We start from the raw sequence: 25,378 nt of genomic DNA on the forward strand, positions 1-25,378 counted from the left end.
ACTACCTGTAATCGCGGTGGTGTAGCCGGATACTGCGACCTCTTCAATTCCGTAAGTGATGCTCTTACCCTTGGAATCGTAGGTTGGCAGATCTGTGAAGGAGAATGCCCACTGGGACTGTGCATCTGCTTCGGCGATGGTATTTGTACGCTCACTGTTTCGTAGCAGGTACCATTGTCACAGAGTCGGAACGAATGCCGTCCTGATTGTCCGCATCATCCCAGACTTTAGTGCCCTCAAAGCTGATCAATGGGTTGACCATAGTGTTGGTAAAGGTGAAGCTGTGCGATGCCGCACTTCCCTCCACGGATACCGTGTACTCGTGGCCTGCCAGAGTAATCTTGCCGTTGGCGGCTCCCACTTCTTCCACGGTGTAAGCAATTTCCTTACCATCCTTGAACTGATCCAAGTCTGTAAAGGTATGCTTCCACTCGTTCGTTTGGTTGAGTTTCACCACCTGACCATCAACCGCCTCACCGTTGGCGAGGAGCTGCATCTGCACGTCAGGGGCAGCATCTGCATCAATACCGGACCACTGCTTCGTCACGCCCACAGAGACCTTACCCTCAATAGTGTTTGTCACTGTGAAACCAGTCTCAGCAGTGCCCGTCTTAGCAGAAGAGTAATTGTTTACCGTTGCCTCTTCGACGTCATAAACGATGGCCTTGCCCTGCTTAAACTTTGGCAAATCCTTGAAACTATCTGTCCAATTATTTGCATCGTCCAAGGTCAACTTCTGACCTTCGACAGCCGCACCGTCAGCAGTCAGCTGGATAGTCACGCTATCCGGACGCAGACCCTTTGCATTGTCATCATCTATCCACTGCTTGGTTACAGGCACATCCACGGTAGCTGGCGTATGAGTATTCTTCACTTCGAAGCCTGCATCTGCAGAACCCGTAATGTCAGCCGAATAACCCTCTACGTTATCTTCAGAAACGGTGTAGTTGATTGCCGTTCCACCAGCGTTGACTGGGAGATTCTCAAAAGTGTGCTTCCACTCATTCGAAGCAGAAAGCACAGCCGTAATAGCCACACCATCCACATCCTTTGCCGGTTCACCATTAGCAAGCAGGTTTACCGTAACGGAGTCAGGACGTACACCATCCTGATTGTCTGCATCATCCCAGGTCTTCGACACAGAAATGCTCCGTACATCAGGTGTATGAGAATTCGCGACGATGAAACCATCAGCCATACTTCCACTAATTGCAGTCGTATAACCTTCTACAGCATTCTCCGTCACGCCGTACTCGATGGCCTTGCCCTTGCTGTCATAGGTTGGCAGATTATCGAAGCTGAACTTCCAGTTACTCTCCGCATTGACCTGAGCATTCGTGCCTGCCTGCTCACCATTGCGTGTGAGATTTACGGTTACTGCATCTGGACGAATGCCATCCTGATTATCCGCATCTTTCCACACCTTCGAGCCTTGGACGCTCAAAGTTGGGTTGACGATGGTATTCGTCACCGTGATAACGCGAGAGTCATCGATAGCACCAATAGCAACTTCGTAATCATGTCCGTCCAGAGTAATCTTGCCGTCGGCCGCGCCCACTTCCGCGAGGCTGTAGACGATTTCCTTGCCAGCCTTGTACTGATCCAAATCTGTGAACTCAGACGTCCAGCCATTGTCTTCGGTCAAGCTTGCCGTCTTGCCGTCCACGACGCTGCCATCTGCAAGTAGCTGAACTGTCACAGCTGGAGCCGCATCCGCATCAATGCCCGACCACTGTTTCTTCGCAGTAACAGTAATCTTTCCTGTCAGGGTATTTGTAACGGTGAATCCTGCGCTTGCAGAGCCGGACTTCGCTGACGAGTAATTATTTACTGGATTTTCTGCAATATCATAGGCAATTTCCTTGCCCGCCTTGAACTTTGGCAAATCTTGGAAGCTATCCGTCCAGTTGTTTGCTTCGTTCAAGGTCAGTGTCTGGTTTTCGACATTTACGCCATCAGCCGTGAGCTGGATAGTAACATCCGCTGGGCGCAAACCCTTGGAATTGTTGTCATCTACCCACTGCTTGGCGACTCGCACATTCACTGTAGCTGGCGTATGCGTGTTTTTTACGACAAATCCAGCCTGTGCATCACCGCTAATCTCCGAAGTATAACCCTCTACCGTGTTTTCTGTAACGGTGTAGTTTATGGCTTGACCAGCATTATTTACTGGCAACTGCGAGAAGGTGTACTTCCACTCGTTGGCCGCATTCAGTGTAGCGGTTATCGCCTTACCATCGGCACCCGTCGCAGGCTGATTATCGGCTAGCAGGTTGACGGTCACCGACTCAGGGCGTACTCCGTCTTGGTTGCTGGCGTCATCCCACGTCTTAGAAACCGTGATATCACACACGGCAGGCGTATGTGTATTCGTTACGATATAGCCTGCTGTGGCATCACCGGTAATGGCGGCAGTATAATGCGCTACCTCATCTTCGGTTACGGTATACGCAATTGCCGTGCCATTGTTATGCGTTGGCAGTCCGGTAAAGCTTCCCGTCCAATTACCTGCTGCATCCAGAGTCAGAGTTTTGCCCGTATCTGTGTTATCTGCGAGCAGGTGTACGGTCACGCTATCTGGGCGCAGGTTGTCGCGATTATTATCGTCATTCCACACCTTTGTCACCGACACCGTGGTGCGGTTCAACGCGTTCTCCGCATCAACTGTCACGTCCGGCACCTCACGTGTCAAGGTCACAGCGTGCTCTGTGTTATCCAGCGTGTACCCCACAGGTGCAGTCACTTCGACTACTTTGTAGTCATCCAGTGGCAGATTTTCCCACTTCAGCTGACCATTCGCATCGGTGGTAGCGATATCCAAAGCCTTACCGTCTAGATCCGTCACTGCACTTCCGTCAGCCTTGAGCACGCGAAAGACGGCTCCTGTCAATGGCGCAGCGGTATCGTTTCCGTCCTCCACCTTAGAAGTCTTCTGCACGGTAATCGATCCCGGTATATCCTCTACTGGGATATCGCGCGCGGCAGTGCGGTTCACAGGATTCAGAGCCAATGTGGCAGTCAGCATGGTGTCACCGCTAGCGGTGGAAAGATCCAGATTATTGTTCCCGCCCATGTTTTCAGAGAATTTTTCCGTACGCAGGCGTGTTGCCAGAATGCGATAACTACCACGCAAATACACAGGAGCGGAGTATAAGCCTTCGCTATCCGTGGTTATCGAAATCTCAGAACCATCAGGATTCGTGGCCTCACCCGGCAGCGTAGCCCGCGCTACGGTGTTACCCGCCTGATCTTCCATGAGTTTCAGCGTACGACCTGCCAGAGGCTTATCCGTACCCTCATCGTATGTACCGTTCTTATTCTTATCGAGATACATACGACCCGTCACCGTGTACGTAGCAAAATAAGTTTCCGTGCTATTGGCCTCAGAGTACGTTCTACCATCCAGTGCAAAGGCCGCCGTATTCACCGCCACATCCGGTTTCTCGCTCTGATCGTCCTTCAGCGAGGTATCGTACGGCACCTTCACAGGAATGTAGATATCCACTTCCGACTTACTGGCGATCTCTTGCCCATCCTTGAGCACCATCTTGACGGATTTCACCTGAGAGAAGTCGCTCACTTGATCAGCCGTCAGCCACTCACCGTCTCGCACAGATGCGATGGCGTCACCCTGAGGTGTCAGCTGATAGTAGAAGTCAAACTTCTCACTCAAATCAGGATTTGCTTCCTCCAGACTGCCGTTGAGCCCCGTGACATATGTAGACCCTCTGCTCGGGTATTCGCCATCGTTATTCGCCACGATGGTGTGATCGCCCTTATATGGCAGCACATCAATAATCGACAGCGAATCCAGCGGTTTAATCGAATTATTGAAAGCATTAATCTTATATGTCGCCGGATAGCCCAAATCACCGGTAACCGTTGAGCTAAATTCCCCATCATAGGACACGGAGGTATTCAGCATCAGCTCCAGTGGTGGAATGTAGGTGATGTGACTGGTGGCAAATTGGAAGAGCTCCGTAGTATCCCCATCGTCATCCAGATCCAGCGCATCCTGATAGGTATTTGGGCCTCTACTACCATCTTTATCTATCGGATGGTACCCGTATGGTCGAATCAGGTCGTTATTGGCGTAGGACATGTAAGTGACTACATCGTTTTGACCACGTTTGGCATACTTCGTAGCGCGCAAGGTCAAATCAATCGGAGCACGTTGAGCTGCCGGGATTGAGCCGTAATCGATGACGACAGCGGTCTTACCTGTACCTTTGTAATTCTTAATTTCCTGGACAGTCGGTTGCTGATCCGCACCATCCCACTTCCACGTATAGTACGGCGTGTTATACACCCAGCCGATGCCGTTACCAACTTCCGCTTTTTTCCACCGATCAAAGGTAAAGCCGTCCGGCAGAATTGTTACCGTGCGCACATTATCTATCGTCTTCACCGGCCCATAGGCGGCTGTTTCATCACTCATGTTTGGGAAATCCGGCCCCACACGCACATCGACTGGCGTACCACCCTCTTGGTATGCCACGGTCTTATCTACATCCACTTTTTCATTGACTTTAGGCTGCAGCGGCGTGATGTTGTAGAAGTTCCACGGACCGGAATACGTTGCCGTTGCATTATCTACGACTGCGGATACGCTCGATCTGTACTCCCACGTCAGAGGCTCCGGCATGGCCTCAAGATCTTTCTGACCCTGAGCAGTCAAGTGTGTAAACTCAAACAGCCTCAATGTCATATTATCCAAGACAATGGGTTTAGCCGTTTCAAAGACCAGGGATACGAATTCTCGCTCGGTCTCTTCCTCGATTTTGATGTACTCGCGAAGCTGCACGCTCGACTTCAAAAGTTTACGCGAGCCATCAGCGCGAACGCCGTAAAGACTTACATTTCCATCCTCAAAAATGCTGTCCAAGTTCTTGATTTCATCTTCAGCATTCGATTTCCAAGTTTCGAAACCCTTGACATAAACGCCATTAAACTTTATGCTCTCTGCCCGTTCGCCATCCAGTGATAGCGAGAACTCCGTGACGGTGCTAGCATGCCCACCCGCATTCGGATTGCTGACCCCGGATCCGTTATTTGTATTACTCAACCAAATGTTGTGCGCTAAGCCAGGCTCCGTCACATCACAAAGGTTCATATAGTAATGACCCTTAAAATACTGATAATGATGGTTCGCATGATTAGTGCAGTTATACACGGTGCCAAATTTGTCGTAAAAAGTGTTTCCCAACGTCCGCGCATTGCCGTCTTTGGCTATGTTAAACCTATACGTACCTTTGAAAATTACAGGTTTCAGGAAGAATGTTTCATTTCTACTCGCGATAAAAGTACCGCCGGAGCCATCAGCATTGACATTATAATAATAATCAATAAGAACTGGTAAATCGGTATTTACTGGCAAACCGTTATCGAAACCAACTCTGACATATGGCCTGAACGACTTACGATAGTTTGTACTGTAATCTTCATTAGAATTAAAACTCGGGGTAGGCGTAATTGCAGTCAGCCTTGTCCTGCCGTCCGCCAAAGTTTCCTCTGTATAAGTGGTTTCTCGAGTAAACTCTTTATATGTAATAACCATATTTTCGGGCAGAGTGTAAACGATTTTCACATTCTGCGGGTACGCAAGACCTTGAATCCCCGATTGCCCATTCTGTTTTGCAGAAATACTGGCAAAAATATTGGTTTGTGCCGTCGAGCCGCTGACCGTTACACCGTCTTCTTCAGAATCGATGACAGCGGTGCCCATATTGCGGTGACCGTTAGAAACAAGGCCATCAGGGTTTCCCTTCTCAATGGCTACACCGTCTACGGCATCCAGAACCTCTCCACCAAATCCCGAGGCACCATGGCGCGAAAAAGCATCAAAGCCCGTAACCTTTGCTGTATATGTCTTTTCTGAGCTGGAAATAACCGTTCCATCTCGTGCATACAAGGTGGCATTCATTGTCACCTGATCGCCATTAGATGCATAGTGACCGTCAAAATCAAAGCTCACAGGATAGGTGTTGTGGTAGCCACCAGAAAGCGTGGGGAACGTGTACTTCACATACGTGTAGTTGTCGTCATCGTAGCGCTCCGTAGTACCCGTCTGAGAGTCCACGAAGGTAACGTTTTCGAGTTTGTTTGTTTTTGTGAGGCGAATGATGAGGTATGGATTGTCGATTACGTAGTCCTTACCCGATACATCCAAATCGACCACATCATCCACCGTTTCAAAGGTATAGTAGTCGGTTTTGCCGTCAGAGAGGGAATTGTCATCCGCTAATTGCGCAATCTTCAGACTTACTCTCGAAGTATCGTCGCTACTACCTGTAGCCGCAGGAGCTGTAGCGCGTTCCTGTGCTTGAGGTTGGGATGGCTGGGAAGCGCTAGAATCTTGCGCATCTGAACTCTCATCTAAACTCTCTGGGGAGCTTGCATCCTCAGACTGAGTAGACGAATCAGACTGTGCAGACGAGCCGTTCTGCGAATCTGCGTCGTTTTTCGTAGCTGTATCGTCCTGCGGCGTAGTCGACTCAGTTGTCGTTGTGGACTGCGGGGACGTCGTCGTCTGTGAAGTTGTATCTGGTGTCGTATTCGTATCTGGTGTTGCTGCCACGGCACTTGCAGCCGGCAGAATCATGGACACAGCCATTAATGCCGCCACCAAGAGTCTCTTAACTCTCATTTTCCTCTCCTCTTTCAGCTCAAAATGCGCATCCGCGTATTGTGGGCCCATCACGTCAGCGCTCTACTCTAAACACTTCGTAATAGCTCTAATCATACAGTTCAAAGCTTAGAAAATTGACGATGTCCTCAGATATGTTCAAAACTAGCCATAGGAAATTCAAAAATTTTGAAGTTATGGAGTACGCTCTTACAGCTCCGATATGGCGCAAAAATGTGACATTCATCACATGAAACTAATAGTGATTATCACCAAGGTTTAGTGATAATCTGTAAGAGGTAAATGGCATCGTTGCCATAGTCCCCATGCGCACAGTATGCGAGACAGACACGGTAGTCATTATCCGCAATTAACTATGCGTGCGTGCTGTTCCCCGCAAACGAGACAGCTTCGCACCACTCAGAGCATCACAGAAAGGGTGCGCTATGGCAGAAAATAAGGTTGCAGTTGTTACTGGAGCTGCTCGCGGAATCGGTCAGGGAATTGCTCTTCAGCTCGCTGAGGATGGTTTCGACATTGCTGTGGCAGATTTGCCTACACAGCGTGAAGCAGCAGAGGACACAGTTTCACAAATTGAGGCACTAGGTCGCAAGGCTTTCTTCCGCCCAACTGATGTTTCCGATAAGGATCAGGTTTTCGGACTTATCGACGACACCGTTGACACATTAGGTACCTTTGATGTTTTGGTAAACAATGCAGGCATTTGCCAGGTTGTGCCATTTACTGAAATTACTCCAGAGCAGTTGGAAACTATCTACCACGTCAATATTTTCAGCGTTGTATTTGGCATTCAAGCAGCAGCAGCAAAGTTTGAAGAGCTCGGCAAGGAACGCGGTCGCATCATTTCCGCTTCTTCGATTGCTGGTTTCGAAGGATTCCCTATTTTGGGTGCTTACTCCTCCACAAAGTTCGCAGTGCGCGGTCTTACTCAGGCAGCGGCACAGGAGTTCGCTCCACGCAACATCACCGTCAATGGCTATGCACCTGGCATCGTAGACACCCCAATGTGGGATTACATCGATGAGGAAATGGGTAAGCTCAACGGCAAGCCAAAGGGCGAAAATATGAAGGCTATGAAGGATTCCATCGCATTGGGACGCTATGAGTATCCACGCGATGTCGCTGGTGTTGTATCCTTCTTGGCAAGCGAAAAGGCTGACTACGTTACAGGCCAGACCATCATCGTCGACGGTGGTATGCAGTATCGCTAAAGTGCCGCAATACGCAAATGTAAACGCAAAATAGCATCGCTTAAAAATTCAGGGCTGGAAGAGTTTTACTCAACCAGCCCTGTTGCGTATGTATTATTAGTCTCTAGTGGCAAGTGCCATCAATATCGCATGCACCTGAAGACTCGACCTTAATTGCATTGTCCGTGCGCGCATTCACGCTTGCTAAAGTCTCATTACGATGGACATTGAATTCTTTCGCAAGGAAATCGATGATATCCAGGGATTCATACAGTGGCTTGCCATCGATGAAAAGGCATGGCACCTGAGGCTTCCCGCCAACGCTGATAAGCCTTTCGCGTGCGTGAGGATTGGCAATCACATCGTTCATTTCTATGCGGATACCATTTTCCTCCATAAAATCCATCACCTTATGGCAGTATGGGCAATCTTCCTTATAAAAAAGTTCTAAACTGTGTGCCATCGTGCTGTCCTTTGCTCATCTCGTCATTAATTAAAACAACGGATATTTCGCGTAATTATTCCTCTTCTTACTGTATCGAAAATGCGCGAGGAAGTCCGTGATTATGCTCTGACCACAAACGAAAATTCTGTATTCTGTCGCTTACATGCACAGCAATTATGATGAATTATAAAATTTTCTGAGAATTCTTCATCACTTGAAAAATAAGGCCTGCAGATAAGTCGATATAGCAATTCCTACTGTGCTGCTAGTGCTAAGGTGAGAAGGATAACATTTATCCAGGAGGGGGAAATTACCGTGTCCAAAGCCATCAATCCAAAGAAGGGCATGACGTCTCAGGATTTCGGCGCTGTGCTTGCTGAGGCAGAGAGCCATTATCCTATTAGCGATGCGTTAGAGAAGGAAATGCCACAGAAGAAGAAGCGCTACTGGTTCTCTTCACGTCTGCACGTGAGCGCTTTCTTTGAAGCAAAGATGTGCGAAATAGAGGCTCAAAAGGACGCGGCAAAGAAATTGGGCAAGAAGGGTGCTTTTCCTACGAAGAAGCGCGAAAATCTTGCTTACGCATTCTACGCCTTCCAAGGTTTGCAACGCCCTGAAGCCATTATTTGGATGTATGAAGCGTTGGATCTGGATGAGGCCATCATTCAGGAAACTGCCGAAACACTGCATCACATGCATACAGCAGGTTTGAAGCCAAGCAAGCTGGCCAAATTTGCTCGCGGAGCCTTCGAATGGGATGTCATCGAAGCCGCAGCACTAGCCAAGCATGAGGAACTTGTGCAGCAGTCCATCGAAAACGGCCTCCCTCATTACTCCTTCGCCAAGGAATATGCGCCTGAAAGCGATGAAAATGCCGCCGAAGAAGGAAACACAGAAGCAGAAGAAATTTCGAACGCAGAAAATTCGAGTGCAAAAAATTCAACAGAAAGCGCTGAATAGGTTCAGACTCCACCCTTAACCCAGATCCTCCACTGCACAGCCGTGCGTGGAGGATCTTGTATCTCGTCTCCCTCGCCTGCACCATCACCCAGCGTCAGGTTTGTTCACCACATCAACGCCATCGTTTCGCTTATAATCTCTGATTGACTCAGCCCACGCCTATAACGCTGGAACTCATAGGCATCACTTTTCAGCATGGCAATCAGCATATCTGCTCGAAATCTGCAGGCCTGCTCGCTCATCTGCGGATGACCAGATTTTATAATCTGCATAAAAATGTCGATAACCGATTGATAAATATCACTCGCATAAAAATAACTGCCACTAGCAGCATCACTCGTCACGTCAATATTCATCAGTAATTCATGCTGATTCTCGCGAAATTCCAGATACTTCTTAAGAACTCTTGCAAACTGTTCTTGAGCCGGACGCTGCGTCTCCTCGAGATATGCCCGGCTTTCGTTTACAAAAGTTGCAAGACTGTCATATACGAGTGCAATGCACAGCGCAGATTTGTGGGCATAATGCCGATACAACGTGCCCGCGCCGACGCCCGCGGCATTCGCGATTTGATTCATACTAACTTTGGACACACCAAACTGCCTGAAAAGCCGGCGTGCCGTTTCAAGAATCTCTTCCTGATTTTTTCTGGCATCACTTCGCATCACATTTCACCCCTTAATTGACAAACGGACAGTTCTCCGTTTATTATACACACGTATCGTGTGGAGGCGATTATATGTACAATGCTTTGTTTGGATTTCTCATCGGCGTTTTTGTCAGCCTGATTGGCGGCGGTGGCGCCTCTTTGTATCTCGGCGTACTCAGCGGACAATTATCGACTGCGACTGCGGTGTCCACATCCTTATTCGTAGCATTGCCAGCTCTATTTTTTGGCACGTTATCCCAAATGCACATCCATAACGTGCAATTTAAAACCGGGAATCGGCTTATCCTTGCGGCCCTGCCTAGCATCCTCGTTGGTACTTTTCTCAGCCGCTACATACCTGAAACAATTTATGCCATCTTGATTGGCATGCTCCTCATCATCATGGGAGCAATTGTGCTCCGTAAAAATGTGCTGGCTCTAGGACATCACAGCGTGAGCAATGATTCCCCAGAACCACAGGAATCCAAGCATGGCCCTTGGTCCGCATACGGTCTGGGCGCATTAAGCGGTCTTATGGTTGGGCTCGGCGGTTTGAGCGGCGGAGCAACAACCATGGCCGGGCTGTCCATCATGGGCTTGAGCACGTTTGAAGCTGCAGGGACTAGCACCTACGTGTTATGCGCCATGTCCCTCGTAGGATTTATCAGCCATGCGCTTACCGCGAGCATTGCGTGGTCGGCAGGTGCGACCTTAATGCTTGGGGCAATCATCGGTTCCGTCCTCACTCCTCTGATTCTTTCGCGCATTAACCTGAAGAAAATTGACAGTCGTTTTGGCATTTTCCTCGGCATCCTCATTATCTACTTCGGTGTGAAAATGTTCGTAACTCTGTAGCTTCGACGCGCCCAGGCTGCATAGCACAGGTAGCTCAACGCATCAGCTCCGAGGTCTTGCCTACAAATAAAGGGTTGGATACCTGAGGTATCCAACCCTTTACGTTGCCTAGCTTTGACTAGGCTATTCAATTATTCTCACACAGTGTTTTGGATTTCGACTCACTCACGCAATTGTGAAAACCCAAAACTTACTGCCGAGCCTATGAGCGAGCCTGATCTGCGCGACGACGCTTGATTGCGATGACGCTGGACAAACCAGCAATGAGAGTCATGAGCGCAACTGCAGCGATTGTGGCCACGTCAGAACCGGTCGATGCCAATGCATGAGGCTTGGTGGTAGACACTGTGGTGTTTGGTCCAGTGATCTTTACTGAGAACTGGTCGATAACGTTGCCATCCTTGTCCTTGACGGTTACCGTAATGGTGTCGCCAGGCTTAGCATCATCATTTGGAGTTACAGTAATCGAACCATCTGGATTCAGCTCAGCTGTACCAGGACCATCCACAACTACGGTGGTGCCATCTGGTACCTTACCGCCGTTGTTTGGTACGGTTACTGGCTCGCCAGGCTTGGTGGTGCCATCGTTCCAGTCAGGCTTCTCCCCCGGATTTCCTGGAGTCTTAGGCTCCGTAATTGTAACGACAACCTGGTCGATGTCATTGCCATATGGATCCTTTACCGTAACGGTAATGGTGTCACCAGGCTTTGCATCATCGTTAGGAGTGACTGTAATCGAACCATCTGGGTTCAATTCAGCAGTACCAGGACCGTCGACTACAACGGTTGAGCCATCAGGAACGGTGGTTCCATCGTTTGCATTTGGAACGTTCACTGGAGTCTTTGGCTCCGTGGTGGTGTCATTCCATGCAGGCAAGCACGCTGCGTTAGCCATGGACTTGAAGGTCCATGTCACCGTCTGCTCACCAGAGAACTGGTAACCATCCGCAGGTACAGCCGTGACCGTAACGGTTTCGCCGTATGCATAGGTGTAATGACCATCAGCGTCTGCTGTGAGTACATTGCCCTTCGAATCCTTTACGGTGTATACCACGCCCTCATCCTGTGGAAGCACTACGTATGGAGCAATGCTGCACTGGGATGGATCGTCCGCAGATGGGTTGATTACGAATGGGTTGCCATTGTCGTCCGTGCCATTTGGATCAAATGTAGGAGTGGTATCTGCCTTACCGATAGTGCTCTTACCTGTCTGAGGGTCGGTAGTCTTTGCAGACTTGTCACCATCAGGCTCGTTGTAGTTGATAACTACGGTGTAAGGCTTGTCGGTGACAGCCTCTGTAGGCGTACCGGAGATGACGCACTTGCCATCCTTGTACGTAGCAGTCAAGCCAGCTGGCAAACCGGTAACGGTGCAACCCGTGATATCAGCCTTGCCTGGGTTCTTTACTTCAATTTCCACTGGAGTAATTGGCTTGTTTACAGTACCGGTTACATCTGGCAAGGTGGTGTCAACGCTTGGCGCAACGGCGCAACCGTTCTCATCTACCAGAGCGCCTGCTGGCGTGTTTGCGCACTTATCAGAATCATCAGGTACGCCGTCGCCATCGCCATCCTTGGAATCGGCAGGATTGATGGTGTAGCTACCCTGAGCTGGGTCTGTAGTACCTGCAGTTGCAGAATCTGCTGGCTTGTAAGAAACGGTAACAGTGTAGTTTCCTGTGCCCTCTTCCGTTGGGGTACCGGAAATGGTGCACTTGCCGTCTGCAAACGTAGCGGTCAAACCAGCTGGCAAACCGGTAATGGTGCAGCCAGTGATTTCTGCCTTTCCAGGGTTGTCAATGGTGACTTCCACAGGAGTAATTGCGGTGCCTACCTTACCGGAAATGGCAGGAGCGCCATTGTCTGGAATTGTAGGAGCAACGGAGCAACCGTTTTCATCTACCTTCGCACCTTCTGGCGTAGCTGGGCACTTATCGTCCTTGTCTGGGACGCCGTCACCATCGCCATCCGTGTTGGTCTTTTCCGTCACCTTTACTGGTACGGAAACCGTGTCGGTAGAACCATCAGCATAGGTTACCTTTACAGGAATGCTGTAGTCACCTACGGTTGCATCATCGTTTGCAACCACGGTGATAGAACCATCTGCATTCACAGTTACAGTTCCTGGGAAAGCACCCTTCGTACCATCTGGCAGAGTAATATCGCCATCCTGCTCATAGGACTTTACCTCTGGGTTTGAAGCCTCGCCCGTTGCAGAGTTCTTGAACGTAGGAGCTGGAACGGTAGCATTGCCGCCCTGAGCAACGGTGGTATCGGTTGCATACACAGGTTCATTGTCATCGGCAAGGGTAGGCTCAGCCTTCTTTTCTGTCACAGTAACTGGCACAGAAACAGTATCCGTAGAATCATCGCCATAGGTTACCTTTACAGGCACACTGTACTTTCCTACGGTTGCGTCATCGTTAGCAACAACAGTGATAGACCCATCTGCATTCACGGTTACAGTTCCAGGGAAAGCACCCTTAGTACCATCTGGCAGAGTGATATCACCATCCTGCTCGTAGGACTTTACTTCAGGAGTTGTCGCCTCGCCGGTTTCCGTATCCTTGAAGGTAGGTGCTGGAACGGTAATCGTGCCGCCCTGCTCAACTGTGTTGTTATCTTGGTACACAGGCTCATTGTCATCAGCAAGAGTGTCCTCTAACTTAAGGAAATCAATGAACAGATTTGCCGTATTACCATCAATGGCGATCGTCTCACCATCCTTGAGCTGGCTATCGTCAGCGATGGAATAGCCTGGGGTGCTACCCGAGATAGAAACGGTGTAATCACCCTTAGGGAAGTCTGCAAGACCGAAGTTGTGTACAACTGGGTAACCGTCAGCACCACGCCATGTAGAAGCATCACCTGCGGTGAACACGGTACCAGCTGGTACGGTGACGGACTCGCCCGCTGCATTGGTGTAGGTCATCTCAGACTTTGCAGTCAAGGTCACCACGATATTGCGCAAAGCTGCTGGGAGCTCTGCACCGTTATCCGAGTTGTCGCCGTTGGAGTTCACGACCACTCCATCAATCTTCACACCCTGGGTGACGTGCTGGAAGTCCGCAGTCTTGGTGGTATCGTCTGGCGTGCCGTCGTTGTTGTTGTCTGGGTCAGTAGTGTCTGGATCACCATCGTGATCAGTGTCCTCTACAGCATCGAAGGAATCTGCATATAATGCACCATCAATTACAGAGTCATCAGACGGATCCACAGAAAAGACCATTGCGGTGAACGTAGTACGACCATTCAGGGTATCAGGCACGGTGATTGGATCAGATGCCAATGCTCCAGTAGCATCGGATGTCTGAATATTTGGGTCGCCAACTTTCACCAAGGTACCAGTCGAATCAGTCTTGAACCATTGAATTGCATACTTAGTGTATGGCCTCAAGCCCTTAGTTTCAGTCTGAACCGTTGTACCTGGCGTTGCGAGGTTATCGTAGGAGTTGTACTCCAAGACGTCAAACAGTGGGTCAGCAATGAGGAATGCGAAGTTCTGGTCTTGAATTGTGTAGTTATAGGCATCAATTTTGCCAAACTTAATCGCACCTCCCCACTCTTCCGCAGACTGGAACATGTTATCTTGATACATGTCCATCCAGACATCATATCCACTATCAACCACAGGGTAAACATACATGTAATCATCGTTAATATGACGACGCTTAGCTGCGTTAATTAACCCACCAGTAAATACAGCACGATTGTTTGCAAAGTCAGTCGCAACGGTATGCCACTCATCAGCTGTCACCAAATTGTCAACCTGCGCAATTTGATTCATTCGCGTACGGCTAGCACCGTATGTCCCCTTAAATGGCAAATAGTATGAACCATCAGCTTTTACTGTTGCGACTACTGACTCTGCAATAGCCGAACCTGGAACTCCTGTTTCGGCTTCATACGCTTCTACAATTTGCTTTTGGGCGTCACGGAACTGAGAACGAGTATATCCCTTGTTCGCTGCTTTCCAGTCATCAAAGCGCTGGGCCACTTCATCGTTTACATAGGATCCTACAACTTTGACACCATTTGCAGCATGATCGCCTCTACGCGGATTCTGATGGTACACATAAGGCATACTTCCTTCCGCCTCTTGAGCCTCCCACCAAATAGAACTCTCTATGACACCTGAATCCCCTGTATTAGGGAACTGTCCATCAGAAGTGCCAGCCGTTGTCCAATCTGACTCAGGTTTTGCCAACCAACCATCAAGATTAGGCCTCTCTTGTAAGACCATTGATTGACCAATAATTACGTTTACACCAACTGTGAAGTCCCAAGTTTCCACGGTGCGTTGTAATCGTTTGTGGAATGCTGCAGCCTTGAACGTATCACCCGTCATGGCAACAGAGTACTTAGATGGATCTGGGTTTTTTATCCACGTACGAATCTGGAAATTCGGGTCACCAGCAAGCTTAAAGGATGGCGCACCATATTTGCTTGTAACTGAGTCTTGAACATTGAAATGATACGAACCATCTGTAGCTGTCACCGCCGAAAAGATTGGAGATACTTGTCCCTTACCGTTCATGTACTGCAAATACACCACAGCACCAGCAAGCGGCTCATCTCCTTCGTCAGTGTTCATCACAAAGATTGTGTTAGCTCTGTCAACATAAGCCGTTCCGCGGACCTGCTGAGTAGCACGATCCGCATCCTCGGAAATATTGATTGCTTTGATACCGTCAGTTGACGTAACGGACGTATCATTTGAAGACGGTGTGGAGCTACCGCCATCAGCGGCGAACGCAAGGCTACCCACACCTCCCGTGAACAACATAGTGATTGCTGCTATACACGCAGCTACACTTTTCTTATTTATTTTCAAATTTTCCCCTTCCCTCATACCACCTCGCATTTCGAAAAATGGCAGTGATATCTTTTAGGCAATAAAATCCTAAACTCGAGGGGGGGGGGGGGGGCCAAATTGCGTTTTGTATGTTGCGTACAGTATTAAGAATGAAAATACTTCCATATTTGGTAGATGTCCACATGTACGTTGCATACTCGTTTAATGTTCCTGAGCAGTTGAAAATTAAGGAATTTTCCGTACACTATAGCACTCACTATTTTCCCAAATTGGATAAATTTTATATTTCTAAATAAAATTTTGAACTTTGTTGAGTGTAATATATATCACAAAATTTCTACTTTTGATACAAAAATTCGATTCGATTTCGATTCCGTCATTCAGGTACTATTCAGAAATCATTCGTAAACCACATATCCTGCTTCAAGCTTCTCATTTCACCTCTCGGCGTACACAGTGCACGGTGAACTAAAATACAAATAAGAGGTTGGCTCGATATGCCACACCTTCACCCCATCGTGGCACACCCAGAGTAGGCTGCATCAGCCATTCGGCGTGTATCAATGACGCATTGCCATATGAGGATAATTAACCGTTTAACAGTTTAGGAGCAGTAATGCCTCAAGTACTTGCATATGCTTGCGACGATAAAACAAGCAAGTTCCATAAAACAACCGTGGAAATCCGCGAGCCTGGTCCAAACGAGATTTATTTTGACGTGAAGTACGCCGGAATTTGCCACTCCGATATCCACACCGCACGCGAAGAGTGGGGACCAGCGAAGTTCCCACTCGTTCCAGGTCACGAAATTGCGGGCATCGTGGCAGCCGTGGGATCCGATGTCACAAAATTCAAGGTGGGCGACAAGGTAGGCGTGGGTTGCATGGTAAACGCGTGCGGTCAGTGCGATTTCTGTAAGGCTGGAGAAGAGCAGTTCTGCCAAGGCACACCGGGCGGATTGCAGGGCACCTTGTGGACGTATGGCGATGACGCTGAGGGCAATCCAACAGCGGGTGGATATGCCCAAGGTTTCACCGTTTCGGAGGATTTCGCCTGCCACATTCCAGACGAGATTCCATTTGAAACCGCTGCACCACTGCTGTGCGCGGGCATCACCACCTACTCCCCTCTTGCCCGCTTCAACGCAGGACCAGGCAAGAAGGTGGCCATCGTAGGCATGGGCGGTTTGGGCCACATGGGCGTGCAGATTGCTGCCGCTATGGGTGCTGAAGTTTCCGTCATTTCTCATGGCCGTTCTAAGGAAGCAGATGCCCGCAAGTTTGGCGCTACTTCCTTCTACGCCACCAGCGAGGAGGGTACGCTCGAGTCTCTTGCCAACACCTTCGATCTCATCTTGTGCACGGTTAGCGCCGATGACTTGGACTACACCGGCTTAATCAATACCTTGCGCCCGTTCGGCGTCTTCGTGGATGTAGGTTTGCCAGAAGCACCATCAAACATTCACTTGGCATCGCTGGTGATGGGAAACAAGGTTCTGGCAGGTTCACAGATTGGCGGCATTCGCCAAACTCAGGAAATGCTGGACTTCTGCGCCGAGCACGGCTTGCATCCTCAGGTGGAAATGATTTCCGGCGAAGACATCACCGTAGCCTACGACAATGTGGTGGCTTCGAAGGTGCGCTATCGTTACGTAATCGATACGTCAACCTTCTAATCTGAACACTCAATTTTATAAACTCCGGATTGCAGAACATATCTGCGGATCGGAGTTTTTTTAACGAAAGAGTGGGCTCACTCCAGCCTGTTTTCTTTTCACAATTGGTAAAATGAAAAGAGTTTATCCATACGACTGCGGGCAATGATGCGGTAGTTGCATATGGCGCTTTCGCAGTTTTGAGAGAAGAGGCCATCATGGGTATCGGTAAACGCATTATTTCCATGCTTGTAACGATTTTCGTTGTTTTTGGAACGGCCGGAAGCGCATACGCGGCGGATTTATCCAGCGGCAGCACAGTAGCGGTAAGCCAATCAAGCGAGTCGGGCGAGGCGCCGCCACCAGAGTCATCTGATTCAACGCGCGACAGCTCAGAAGACACGTCTAAGGTAACACAAGGCAAGTCCACCGATGACATCGCGGGGGAAAGTACGTCTGATACGTCCATGAGCGAAACCCCAACGCCTCAGACTCCAGCAACCGAAACAGCCACTGAAGTTCCTGTCCCTTCCATGCAATCAAATAACCAGACGGCAGAAGAACCCGCATCGACACCGTCCGAAGAAACTCAAACCCCAGATAAGGCGCCCGCACAAGCTTCTCCTGCAGCACCACAATCCAACTCTGATGCAACGGAAGATAGCACCCTGAAGGTTGATTTCCGCATTTTTAATCTTGAGTCTGACAATTCAATTAACGATAAGTCTGAATTTTGGGTTGAAAATACGGTCAACGCCACGGCCAGCCTCCAAGTTTCTGGCTCAGGTGCGGATGCCATTATCCGAAATCCTTGGCTCAAAATCACCGTGCCGAAAGCACATATTAAAGACCTGAAGCTCTCCGATTCGCAGAACGCGTATCAGACAATCCGCATTACTGAGAGCGCTGTAGACCCAGATAATGCCTATATCATTTACAAATTCACGGAATTCACAGGTGCGTCCAGCGCAGCTTATCCTGTACCGTTTGTGGTTAACGGCGCACGATCAGTCGATGGTGATACCATCACCGTCAAAGCCGAAATTCTTGACGCCCAAGATGACAGCATCGTAGGTAATCGAAATGACAGCAACAAAGCAAATGTGCTGAAAACATCCAATAATCTTCCCGTACTGTATGAAACTACGAAGACCTACACCATCCGTAAGGTGGAAGAATCCTTCAACCATGCAAGTGTAGCGGCCACAACCGGTAAAGCAGCGGATTCAGGCGAACCGCTTATGCACCTGCGCTACGACAGCAACATCCCAGAGGATGAAAATAACGAAGTCTTTGTATATCGCAAAGTGGACGAGGACACAAGCACCACAACCGGAGACACTGGCGTACGCACAAACTTCTACTACAGCACCGTTATCGATCCTCCTACCGTGCCTGAGGGCCAAACGGCGTATTTCCTGAAGCCAAAACTTATCGTTTCGCAGTTCCGTCTCCCCGATAACGTGGAACCCGCGTGGCCGGAACTTTTTGAAAACGAAACCTTCGTAGACACGAGAAATAAGAGCATATGGTCATACGATGCGGAAAACCACATCCTCACCGTATCCGAACCGGAAAATCTCCTCACACCATGGCGCAACGGCGATTGGTATAGATGGTACAAAGATGGTCGCGATTTCATCGTAGAACTCGTGGTGAAAGATGCCACCTACTGGAATCCTGACACGGACACCACCGAGCAGATGATGGACAAGATAGTTGATATTCCTATCCAATCCACCGTAACAATGCCGGATAATTCGCAATACACACTGCCCGCAGTCACCGCTCACCTCCTCGTGCAAAGGGAGCCCTTCAAACGCCACGGAAATTTCTGGGCATATAAGTCGTATAGGAGCTCCGGCACAACCTTGGAGGATGTGTACGCTGGAGGAGGCGATTATACCCAGCCACTGTCTGTTTATTCAGGCCACTACACCATTCGTAATGGTGTCATTTATGACCGTCTCGGCAATGACCAATCAAAGTTTGGCCTCTACTACAACACTGTGCTCAGGAATACGAACAATGGCTCCTCATCCACAAATCCGGACGGTGGAGCGATAAGCAAGCTTCAATCCTATGAAGATTACCTAGATATCCCTGAAAAAATACAGAACGGAGAATACGGCAATACGTATTACGAAAAATTCGAAATCGTAGATGTGGATACGACCAATCCTTTGCTACCTTCCCTCACCAATGAAAAGCGACAAGAAAAAGTCGACCAGACTATTCGCCAAATTAACGAGGCTGGCAATGTACTTTACGCCATCGCAGAGGATGGCACGAAGGTCGAAATTGCAAGGAATGTGAAGTATCGCCAGGTCGTAAGCATCCATGACACAAATCGCACTTACAAGGGAATTATCCTCGAATTCAATGATCCGATTGTCATGGATAACGTCAGCATAAACATCATTACGGGCGTCCAGCTCACTCAGGATGAATATGAACGGTATCAGGTGAAAGAATATGCCCCGCATCAGTATCGCACCGGCTACGAAGCCAAGTATCTGTCCGACAGCGACAGACAATACACGTGGAATAGGCCGACAGACGGCGCAGCACAGGCAACCGTTTCCAGAATCACTCCGCAGGTTCGAGGAAATGTGCCGGCAGACATGTCCCTACCGTATTCTTCCACAGGCAGCTTCATCAATTATAGATTCTCGGTCGGCGGCTACTCATACGAAGGCTCTTGGGGAAACTTGAAAGAATTCTCAGGATACGCCATACTACTCCTTCCTCCTGCGTTTGTATACGGCAATAAAACCGTTATGGTGGGAGACCGGAACGCTGGCACGCGAGTCGAGCCTCGCATAGTGGAGAACTTCAAGGGCACGGGCCGTACGGCTCTCATCTACCCTTCCTTTGACTTCCAGCCACATCTCAGCACATTAGATGATGCAAACTTCGAAGCAACCATCGAGGCTACAAAATACGCGCAACGTGGAAATAACCAGGTTGATATGTATTTCGTGTATACGAATAACGATGAAATTCAACCAAAAAAGGATGTGAATCTGCCAGACATCTCATACACGGATGAGCTCGATTTGGATAACGACGGAGACGTGAATGAGGTCTTCGTACACAGATGGTCACAGATTAACTACATACCATCCCTGGAAATGGTGGTCACTCATCAAGTTGGACTAGACGCGCAAACCATGGCACTCGCCACCACTGGCGATCTGGGCTATGACTATATCTATGGCGTGACGATCACCAATAACACCATTTATGAAGTACATAATTCCACCATTATCGGCGTCCTTCCTCAGAAGGGAGACAAAGTAGTGGCGCCGAACCAGGATGGAGAATACGCTGATCGCGGCTCCACATTTGGCGTAAGCTTGTCGAAATTCCTGGAGGATGAAGAGACGAATGCGGGACCTTTGGAGCGTTTTACTGTCCTCTACCAAACTGAATCTCACCAAGGGGATATCGATGGCTTGAGAGATGGCGCATGGCTTACCAAGAATCAAGTGGAAGATGTTTCCCAAGTCAAGGCTTTCAAACTAGCGCTCAAAGATGGCAGGACGATCGAGCCTAAGGAGGAGATAAAGATCTACTACACCTCGAAGCTGCCTTTTGATAAAACCTTGACGCCAGCAAATCAAGAGAACGCAGATGTGGCTGTCAGCACCCTCGCCATCTCCACAGACGGCACGGTGTATGCCGAGGGAAACAAGGTCGAAACCAAATACACCTCCTATGATGTGGATGGCACAGTGTACATCGATCGCAACCTCGATGGTGACTGCAACGTGTCCGGCCCGACCGCTCGTGCCGCTGGCTCTGCCGAATCTGAGGAAACCGTCGAAGGTATGCAGGTGGACTTGGTAGATGCCACTTCCCTAGAGCCTGTCACCGATCCTGAAGGGAACCCGATTACTGCTACCACCGACGCGAATGGCTCCTATCATTTTGATGTCTATAGGCGAGGGAGCTATCGCGTGCGCTTTACGAAGCTGGATACGCAGCGCTTTGCGCTGGTGAGCGGCGGCGCAGATGCTCTCACGCCTAACCAACTCGCAGCCAGCGATACTTCGGGCAATCTGGGCTACGGTCCTGTGCTCGCCTTGAATCCTGCACATCTCTCGGCAGTAAGCAATGCTGCAATCGAGTCGCGCATGGACTTTACGGCAAGCAAGAAGTGGATTGGCATTACGCAGGATTCCACGACTGTAGAATTACTTGCAAACGGCACCAAGCTAGAGGTAGCCGCGGACGGCACGATTACACCGGACTTGTTTAATGCCGGCACAGTAATTGAAGGACTCCAGAACCCTGTGACGCTGAATGCGGATTCCTGGTCTCATGTGTTTGCGAACCTGCCGAAGTACGACAAGGATGGTAACGCCGTCACCTACACGGCCCGCGAGCTAGGAGCAGATAATGTTGCCCTCAGTGATGCAGAGAGAATCACCATCAATGGCAAGAATTATACGGTGAGTTACGCAGACACTGCGGAAGCCACGACCGTGACAAACACCATGGATAATCCGAAAACTAGTGTTTCGGGCGAAAAAACATGGGATGATGCAAACAACCAGGATGGAAAGCGCCCCGCGTCGATCACCGTACACCTCATGGCGGATGGCGTAGATACTGGGCAAAGCGCCGTTGCTTCAGCCGATGCTGAAGGCAAGTGGACGTACAGCTTCGCGGATCTAAATACTTTCGATGAAGCTGGGCAGCCGATTACCTATAGCGTTTCCGAAGATGCCGTATCTGGTTATACGGCCACTTACAGCGGTATGAACGTCACCAACACGTACACGCCTGAAAAGGTCACGGTTTCGGGCACCAAAACCTGGGCGGATGCCAATAATCAAGATGGACTGCGCCCACCATCGATTACCGTGCATCTCCTGGCGGATGGCGTAGATACTGGGCAAAGCGCCGTTGTTTCAGCCGACGCTGAGGGCAAGTGGACGTATTCTTTCGCTGGTTTGGATAAGTACCAGAACGGTAAGGAAATCGTTTACACCGTCACTGAGGAAGCCGTGACTGGCTATACCGCCACCTACAAAGGCCTGAACATCACCAATACGCATATGCCAGAGCAGATAACGGTTTCCGGCACGAAGACTTGGGAAGACGCCAATAACCAGGACGGCAAACGACCAGCGTCTATTACTGTGCACCTCTTGGCGGATGGCGTGGATACTGGCCGAAAAGCGGAAGTACGCGCAGATACCGAATGGAAGTACGCGTTTGCGAATGTCGACAAATTTGCCGCTGGAAAGGCAATTGTTTACACCATTTCTGAGGACCGTATCGAAGGCTACACTTCAACGGTTAACGGTATGGATGTGACCAATACCTACACGCCTGAGAAGCTTACAGTTTCTGGTACGAAGACTTGGGAAGATGCCGACAATCAAGACGGCGTGCGACCTGAGACTATTACTCTTCATCTGTGGGCGGATGGCGTGGACACGGGTAAAACCACTACCGCCACCGCAGATACTGGATGGACATATTCCTTCGCAGATCTCGATAAATTCAAGGAAGGCAAGGAAATTACCTACACCATAACTGAGGATGCCGTGGACGCGTATTCCACCACCATCCAAGGTTTCAACATCACAAATACCCATAATCCTGAGAAGCGGGACATTACCGTAACGAAGCTGTGGAACGATGCTGATAATCAGGACGGCGCTCGCCCAGATAAGGTGACCGTCCATCTGTGGGCAAACGGCGAGAATACCGGCAAAACCCTAGATATTTATGCCGCCACAGACGGCACGTGGACCGGCAAATTCACGGATCTCGATGTCTACAAGGCTGGGCAACGCGTGAATTACACAGTTTCTGAGGAAGCGATTTCCGGCTATACCACTGCCATTGATGGCTTTACCATCACCAATACTCATGAGATTGAGACCATCGATGTACCCGTTTCGAAGGTTTGGGTGGATAATGACAATGCGAAGAATCAACGTCCGGACACTGTGAAAATCCAGTTGATGGCCGATGGTTCAGACGTGGAGGACGAGAGTCTCAGTCTCGATGCCCAAGGCGCGTGGAAGGGCACGTTCAAGGATTTGCCAAAGTATAAGGCAGGTGCCATAAAGCAAGAGCTGAACTACAGCATTGAAGAAATCGCCGTGCCGGGTTACTCCACGGTGGTGGAAGGTACTGCGGACGCTGCGGGCTTCACGGTGACAAACACCATTACCGGCAAGGTTTCTGTGGCCGTAACGAAGAAGTGGGAAGGCATCAATACGGATGCTGCACCTGCCGTGACCGTGAATCTGCTGGCGGATGGCGTGAAAGTGTCCGAAGCTGTGCTCGATGGAAATGCTGAAGGCGGCAAGTGGGGTCACACCTTCACCGATCTCGACCAGTTCACCAGTGAAGGACAGGAAATCATCTACACGGTCGAGGAGCACGGCGCCCAAGACGGGCACCTTACTGCCGAAGGGCATGAGTACACGGCTCAAATCGTTCAAACCGAAGGCACCAACACGTGGACTATCACCAATACTTTGGTCAATCCGGAGGTGCAGGTGCCCGTCCGCAAGGTTTGGGATGATGCCGGAAATCAAGACGGCATGCGACCTGAAACGATTGTGATGCGTCTGACTGCCTCCCCGGCTGGTGGGGACACGGCACTTACTGCAGAGACCCTGGATGGGATACCGGTTGGACCTCTAACGTTGACGGCTACCGGTGAATGGAAGGGCTCATTTGTGCATCTTCCACGCTTTGATGCGAAGGGACGCTCGATTACGTATACCGTGTTGGAAGACGAGGTCGATGGATACACCACTGAAATTACCGGGGATGCAGAGTCGGGCTTTGTGGTGACAAATAGCCACACGCCAGAAACAATCAGCATTCCGGTGACGAAGCAGTGGATCGCTGACGCAGATAATGCTGCAAGTTTGCGTCCTGACGGCATCACCGTGCATCTCATGTCCGATAGTAAGCAGGTCGAGACCCAGGAATTGCGGATTACGCCTAACGAGGACGGCGTATGGGCAGGCACATTCAAGAATCTGCCAAAGTACGCTCCAGGTGAGGAAGGCCGCGAAATTGTGTACTCGCTCAGCGAAGATCCGGTCACAGGCTATGTCACGAGCGGCATAGTGGGCGATGCTACTGCAGGCTTCACCGTGTCCAACACCCTCATCACCGGCACCATAAAACTGATGAAGGTGGATGAGGCCGGCAAACCACTGCAAGGCGCACAGTTTGAACTGCGCGATGCGGAGGGGAGCATCGTGGCAACTGCCACCTCTGGCGAGGATGGCTTCGTAATCTTCGAAGGAGTCGTGTTCGGCAATTACACCGTAACCGAGGTGGCTGCGCCTGGAGGTTACGAAAAGAGCGATTGGACGGCAGAGGGTGCGATTGACGAGCTCGGTCAGGTGCTTGATCTGGGGCGAGTAGTCAATAAGCAAATCCCTCATCCGGTCGTCCAGCTGGCTCGCACGGGGGCTGAGATCTCGATGATGCTGAGCTTGGCGGGCAGTTTGCTACTGGCTGGGCTTGTAGCCAGAGGCACAGGTCGCCGCCGCTCGGGAGGTGGTGCGCATAAAGACTAAGGCCTCTCAGGCCTCGCGAGAGTTATAGGGAAGGAGGAGGGGCGGCAGGTGGTCGAAGCGTGATGACTGAAGTGCAGATGCCGAAGCGTGACAAGTGAAGCGTGACAAGTGGAGTGCGGAAACTGAAACGCGGCGGATGAGACACGAAACTAAAGCGTGACAGCTGAAATGAGACTGACGCGATGAAAGCACTTCCCTCTCTGATAACAAACAAAAATACAGTTGGTGGCAATCCGGATTTACGGGTTGCCACCAACCTTTTGTGCTCATGACTGGGTGCTGATAAGAATGGGATATGCACGAGAGTAGCTAGGGTGGTTGCGCTAGCGAATAGTTTTCAAACCGTATGTGAGTGAAAGTGATGAAGTTCTTTGCAGATGTGACCATTTTTTGACTCAATGAGGATGAAATGAGGGGTCAAAATGGGCACATTTACAAAAAACATAGCTCCATTGGGAGCCACACCGGGTTTTTCTGAGGTCGATGCGCACTGCGCATTCGCTGCTTCATCGGAAAGCCAGTTTGGAAAGGTCCTTGCGTGATTTCCACCTCGTTCTTTGCAGATGTGACCATTTTTATATTTGAGCACTCCGAA

The 25,378-nt window shown here is 49.8% G+C and carries 9 protein-coding genes and 1 pseudogene; 5 read left to right on the forward strand and 5 right to left on the reverse strand.

From position 1 onward, the window contains the following. Positions 1-30: 30 nt before the first annotated feature. Positions 31-168: pseudogene (locus D570_RS09730) on the reverse strand (Cna B-type domain-containing protein); the annotation flags it as partial. Next, positions 152-6,646, reverse strand: coding sequence for a Cna B-type domain-containing protein (locus tag D570_RS09000; protein ID WP_169331214.1), 6,495 nt, complete (start codon positions 6,644-6,646; stop codon positions 152-154). The pseudogene D570_RS09730 and the gene D570_RS09000, both read right to left, overlap by 17 nt. A gap of 425 nt (positions 6,647-7,071) precedes the next feature. On the opposite strand from D570_RS09000, the gene D570_RS0102200 reads away from it, so the two are divergent. Next, positions 7,072-7,857, forward strand: a complete 786-nt coding sequence (locus D570_RS0102200) for an acetoin reductase (protein ID WP_018142766.1) — start codon at positions 7,072-7,074, stop codon at positions 7,855-7,857. A gap of 103 nt (positions 7,858-7,960) precedes the next feature. Here D570_RS0102200 and D570_RS0102205 read toward each other — a convergent pair whose 3' ends face one another. Continuing rightward, positions 7,961-8,299 (reverse strand): glutaredoxin family protein, encoded by a 339-nt coding sequence (locus D570_RS0102205; protein ID WP_026181788.1) that lies wholly within the window; start codon positions 8,297-8,299, stop codon positions 7,961-7,963. A gap of 258 nt (positions 8,300-8,557) precedes the next feature. On the opposite strand from D570_RS0102205, the gene D570_RS0102210 reads away from it, so the two are divergent. Beyond that, entirely contained in the window at positions 8,558-9,241 is a 684-nt protein-coding gene (locus D570_RS0102210) for a hypothetical protein (protein ID WP_156812208.1), read from the forward strand. A 104-nt stretch (positions 9,242-9,345) separates the two neighbouring features. Here D570_RS0102210 and D570_RS0102215 read toward each other — a convergent pair whose 3' ends face one another. After that, a complete protein-coding gene (locus tag D570_RS0102215; RefSeq protein ID WP_018142769.1) occupies positions 9,346-9,906 on the reverse strand; it encodes a TetR/AcrR family transcriptional regulator in 561 nt (186 codons plus the stop codon). Positions 9,907-9,980: 74 nt separating this feature from the next. Between D570_RS0102215 and D570_RS0102220 the strand changes: the two genes are divergently transcribed. Further along, positions 9,981-10,745 carry a sulfite exporter TauE/SafE family protein gene (locus D570_RS0102220; protein WP_018142770.1) on the forward strand — a complete coding sequence of 255 codons (765 nt, stop codon included), beginning with the start codon at positions 9,981-9,983 and terminating at the stop codon, positions 10,743-10,745. 202 nt (positions 10,746-10,947) lie between these two features. On the opposite strand, the gene D570_RS0102225 is transcribed toward D570_RS0102220, so the two are convergent. Continuing rightward, positions 10,948-15,531 carry a Rib/alpha-like domain-containing protein gene (locus tag D570_RS0102225; protein WP_018142771.1) on the reverse strand — a complete coding sequence of 1,528 codons (4,584 nt, stop codon included), beginning with the start codon at positions 15,529-15,531 and terminating at the stop codon, positions 10,948-10,950. Positions 15,532-16,177: 646 nt separating this feature from the next. Here D570_RS0102225 and D570_RS0102230 point away from each other — a divergent pair. Continuing rightward, positions 16,178-17,236 (forward strand): NAD(P)-dependent alcohol dehydrogenase, encoded by a 1,059-nt coding sequence (locus D570_RS0102230; RefSeq protein ID WP_018142772.1) that lies wholly within the window; start codon positions 16,178-16,180, stop codon positions 17,234-17,236. Positions 17,237-17,433: 197 nt separating this feature from the next. Further along, positions 17,434-24,783, forward strand: a complete 7,350-nt coding sequence (locus tag D570_RS09005) for a Cna B-type domain-containing protein (RefSeq protein WP_018142773.1) — start codon at positions 17,434-17,436, stop codon at positions 24,781-24,783. Positions 24,784-25,378 lie beyond the last annotated feature (595 nt).

It is taken from the genome of Alloscardovia criceti DSM 17774, assembly GCF_000376885.1.
GTDB classification, from domain to species: domain Bacteria; phylum Actinomycetota; class Actinomycetes; order Actinomycetales; family Bifidobacteriaceae; genus Alloscardovia; species Alloscardovia criceti.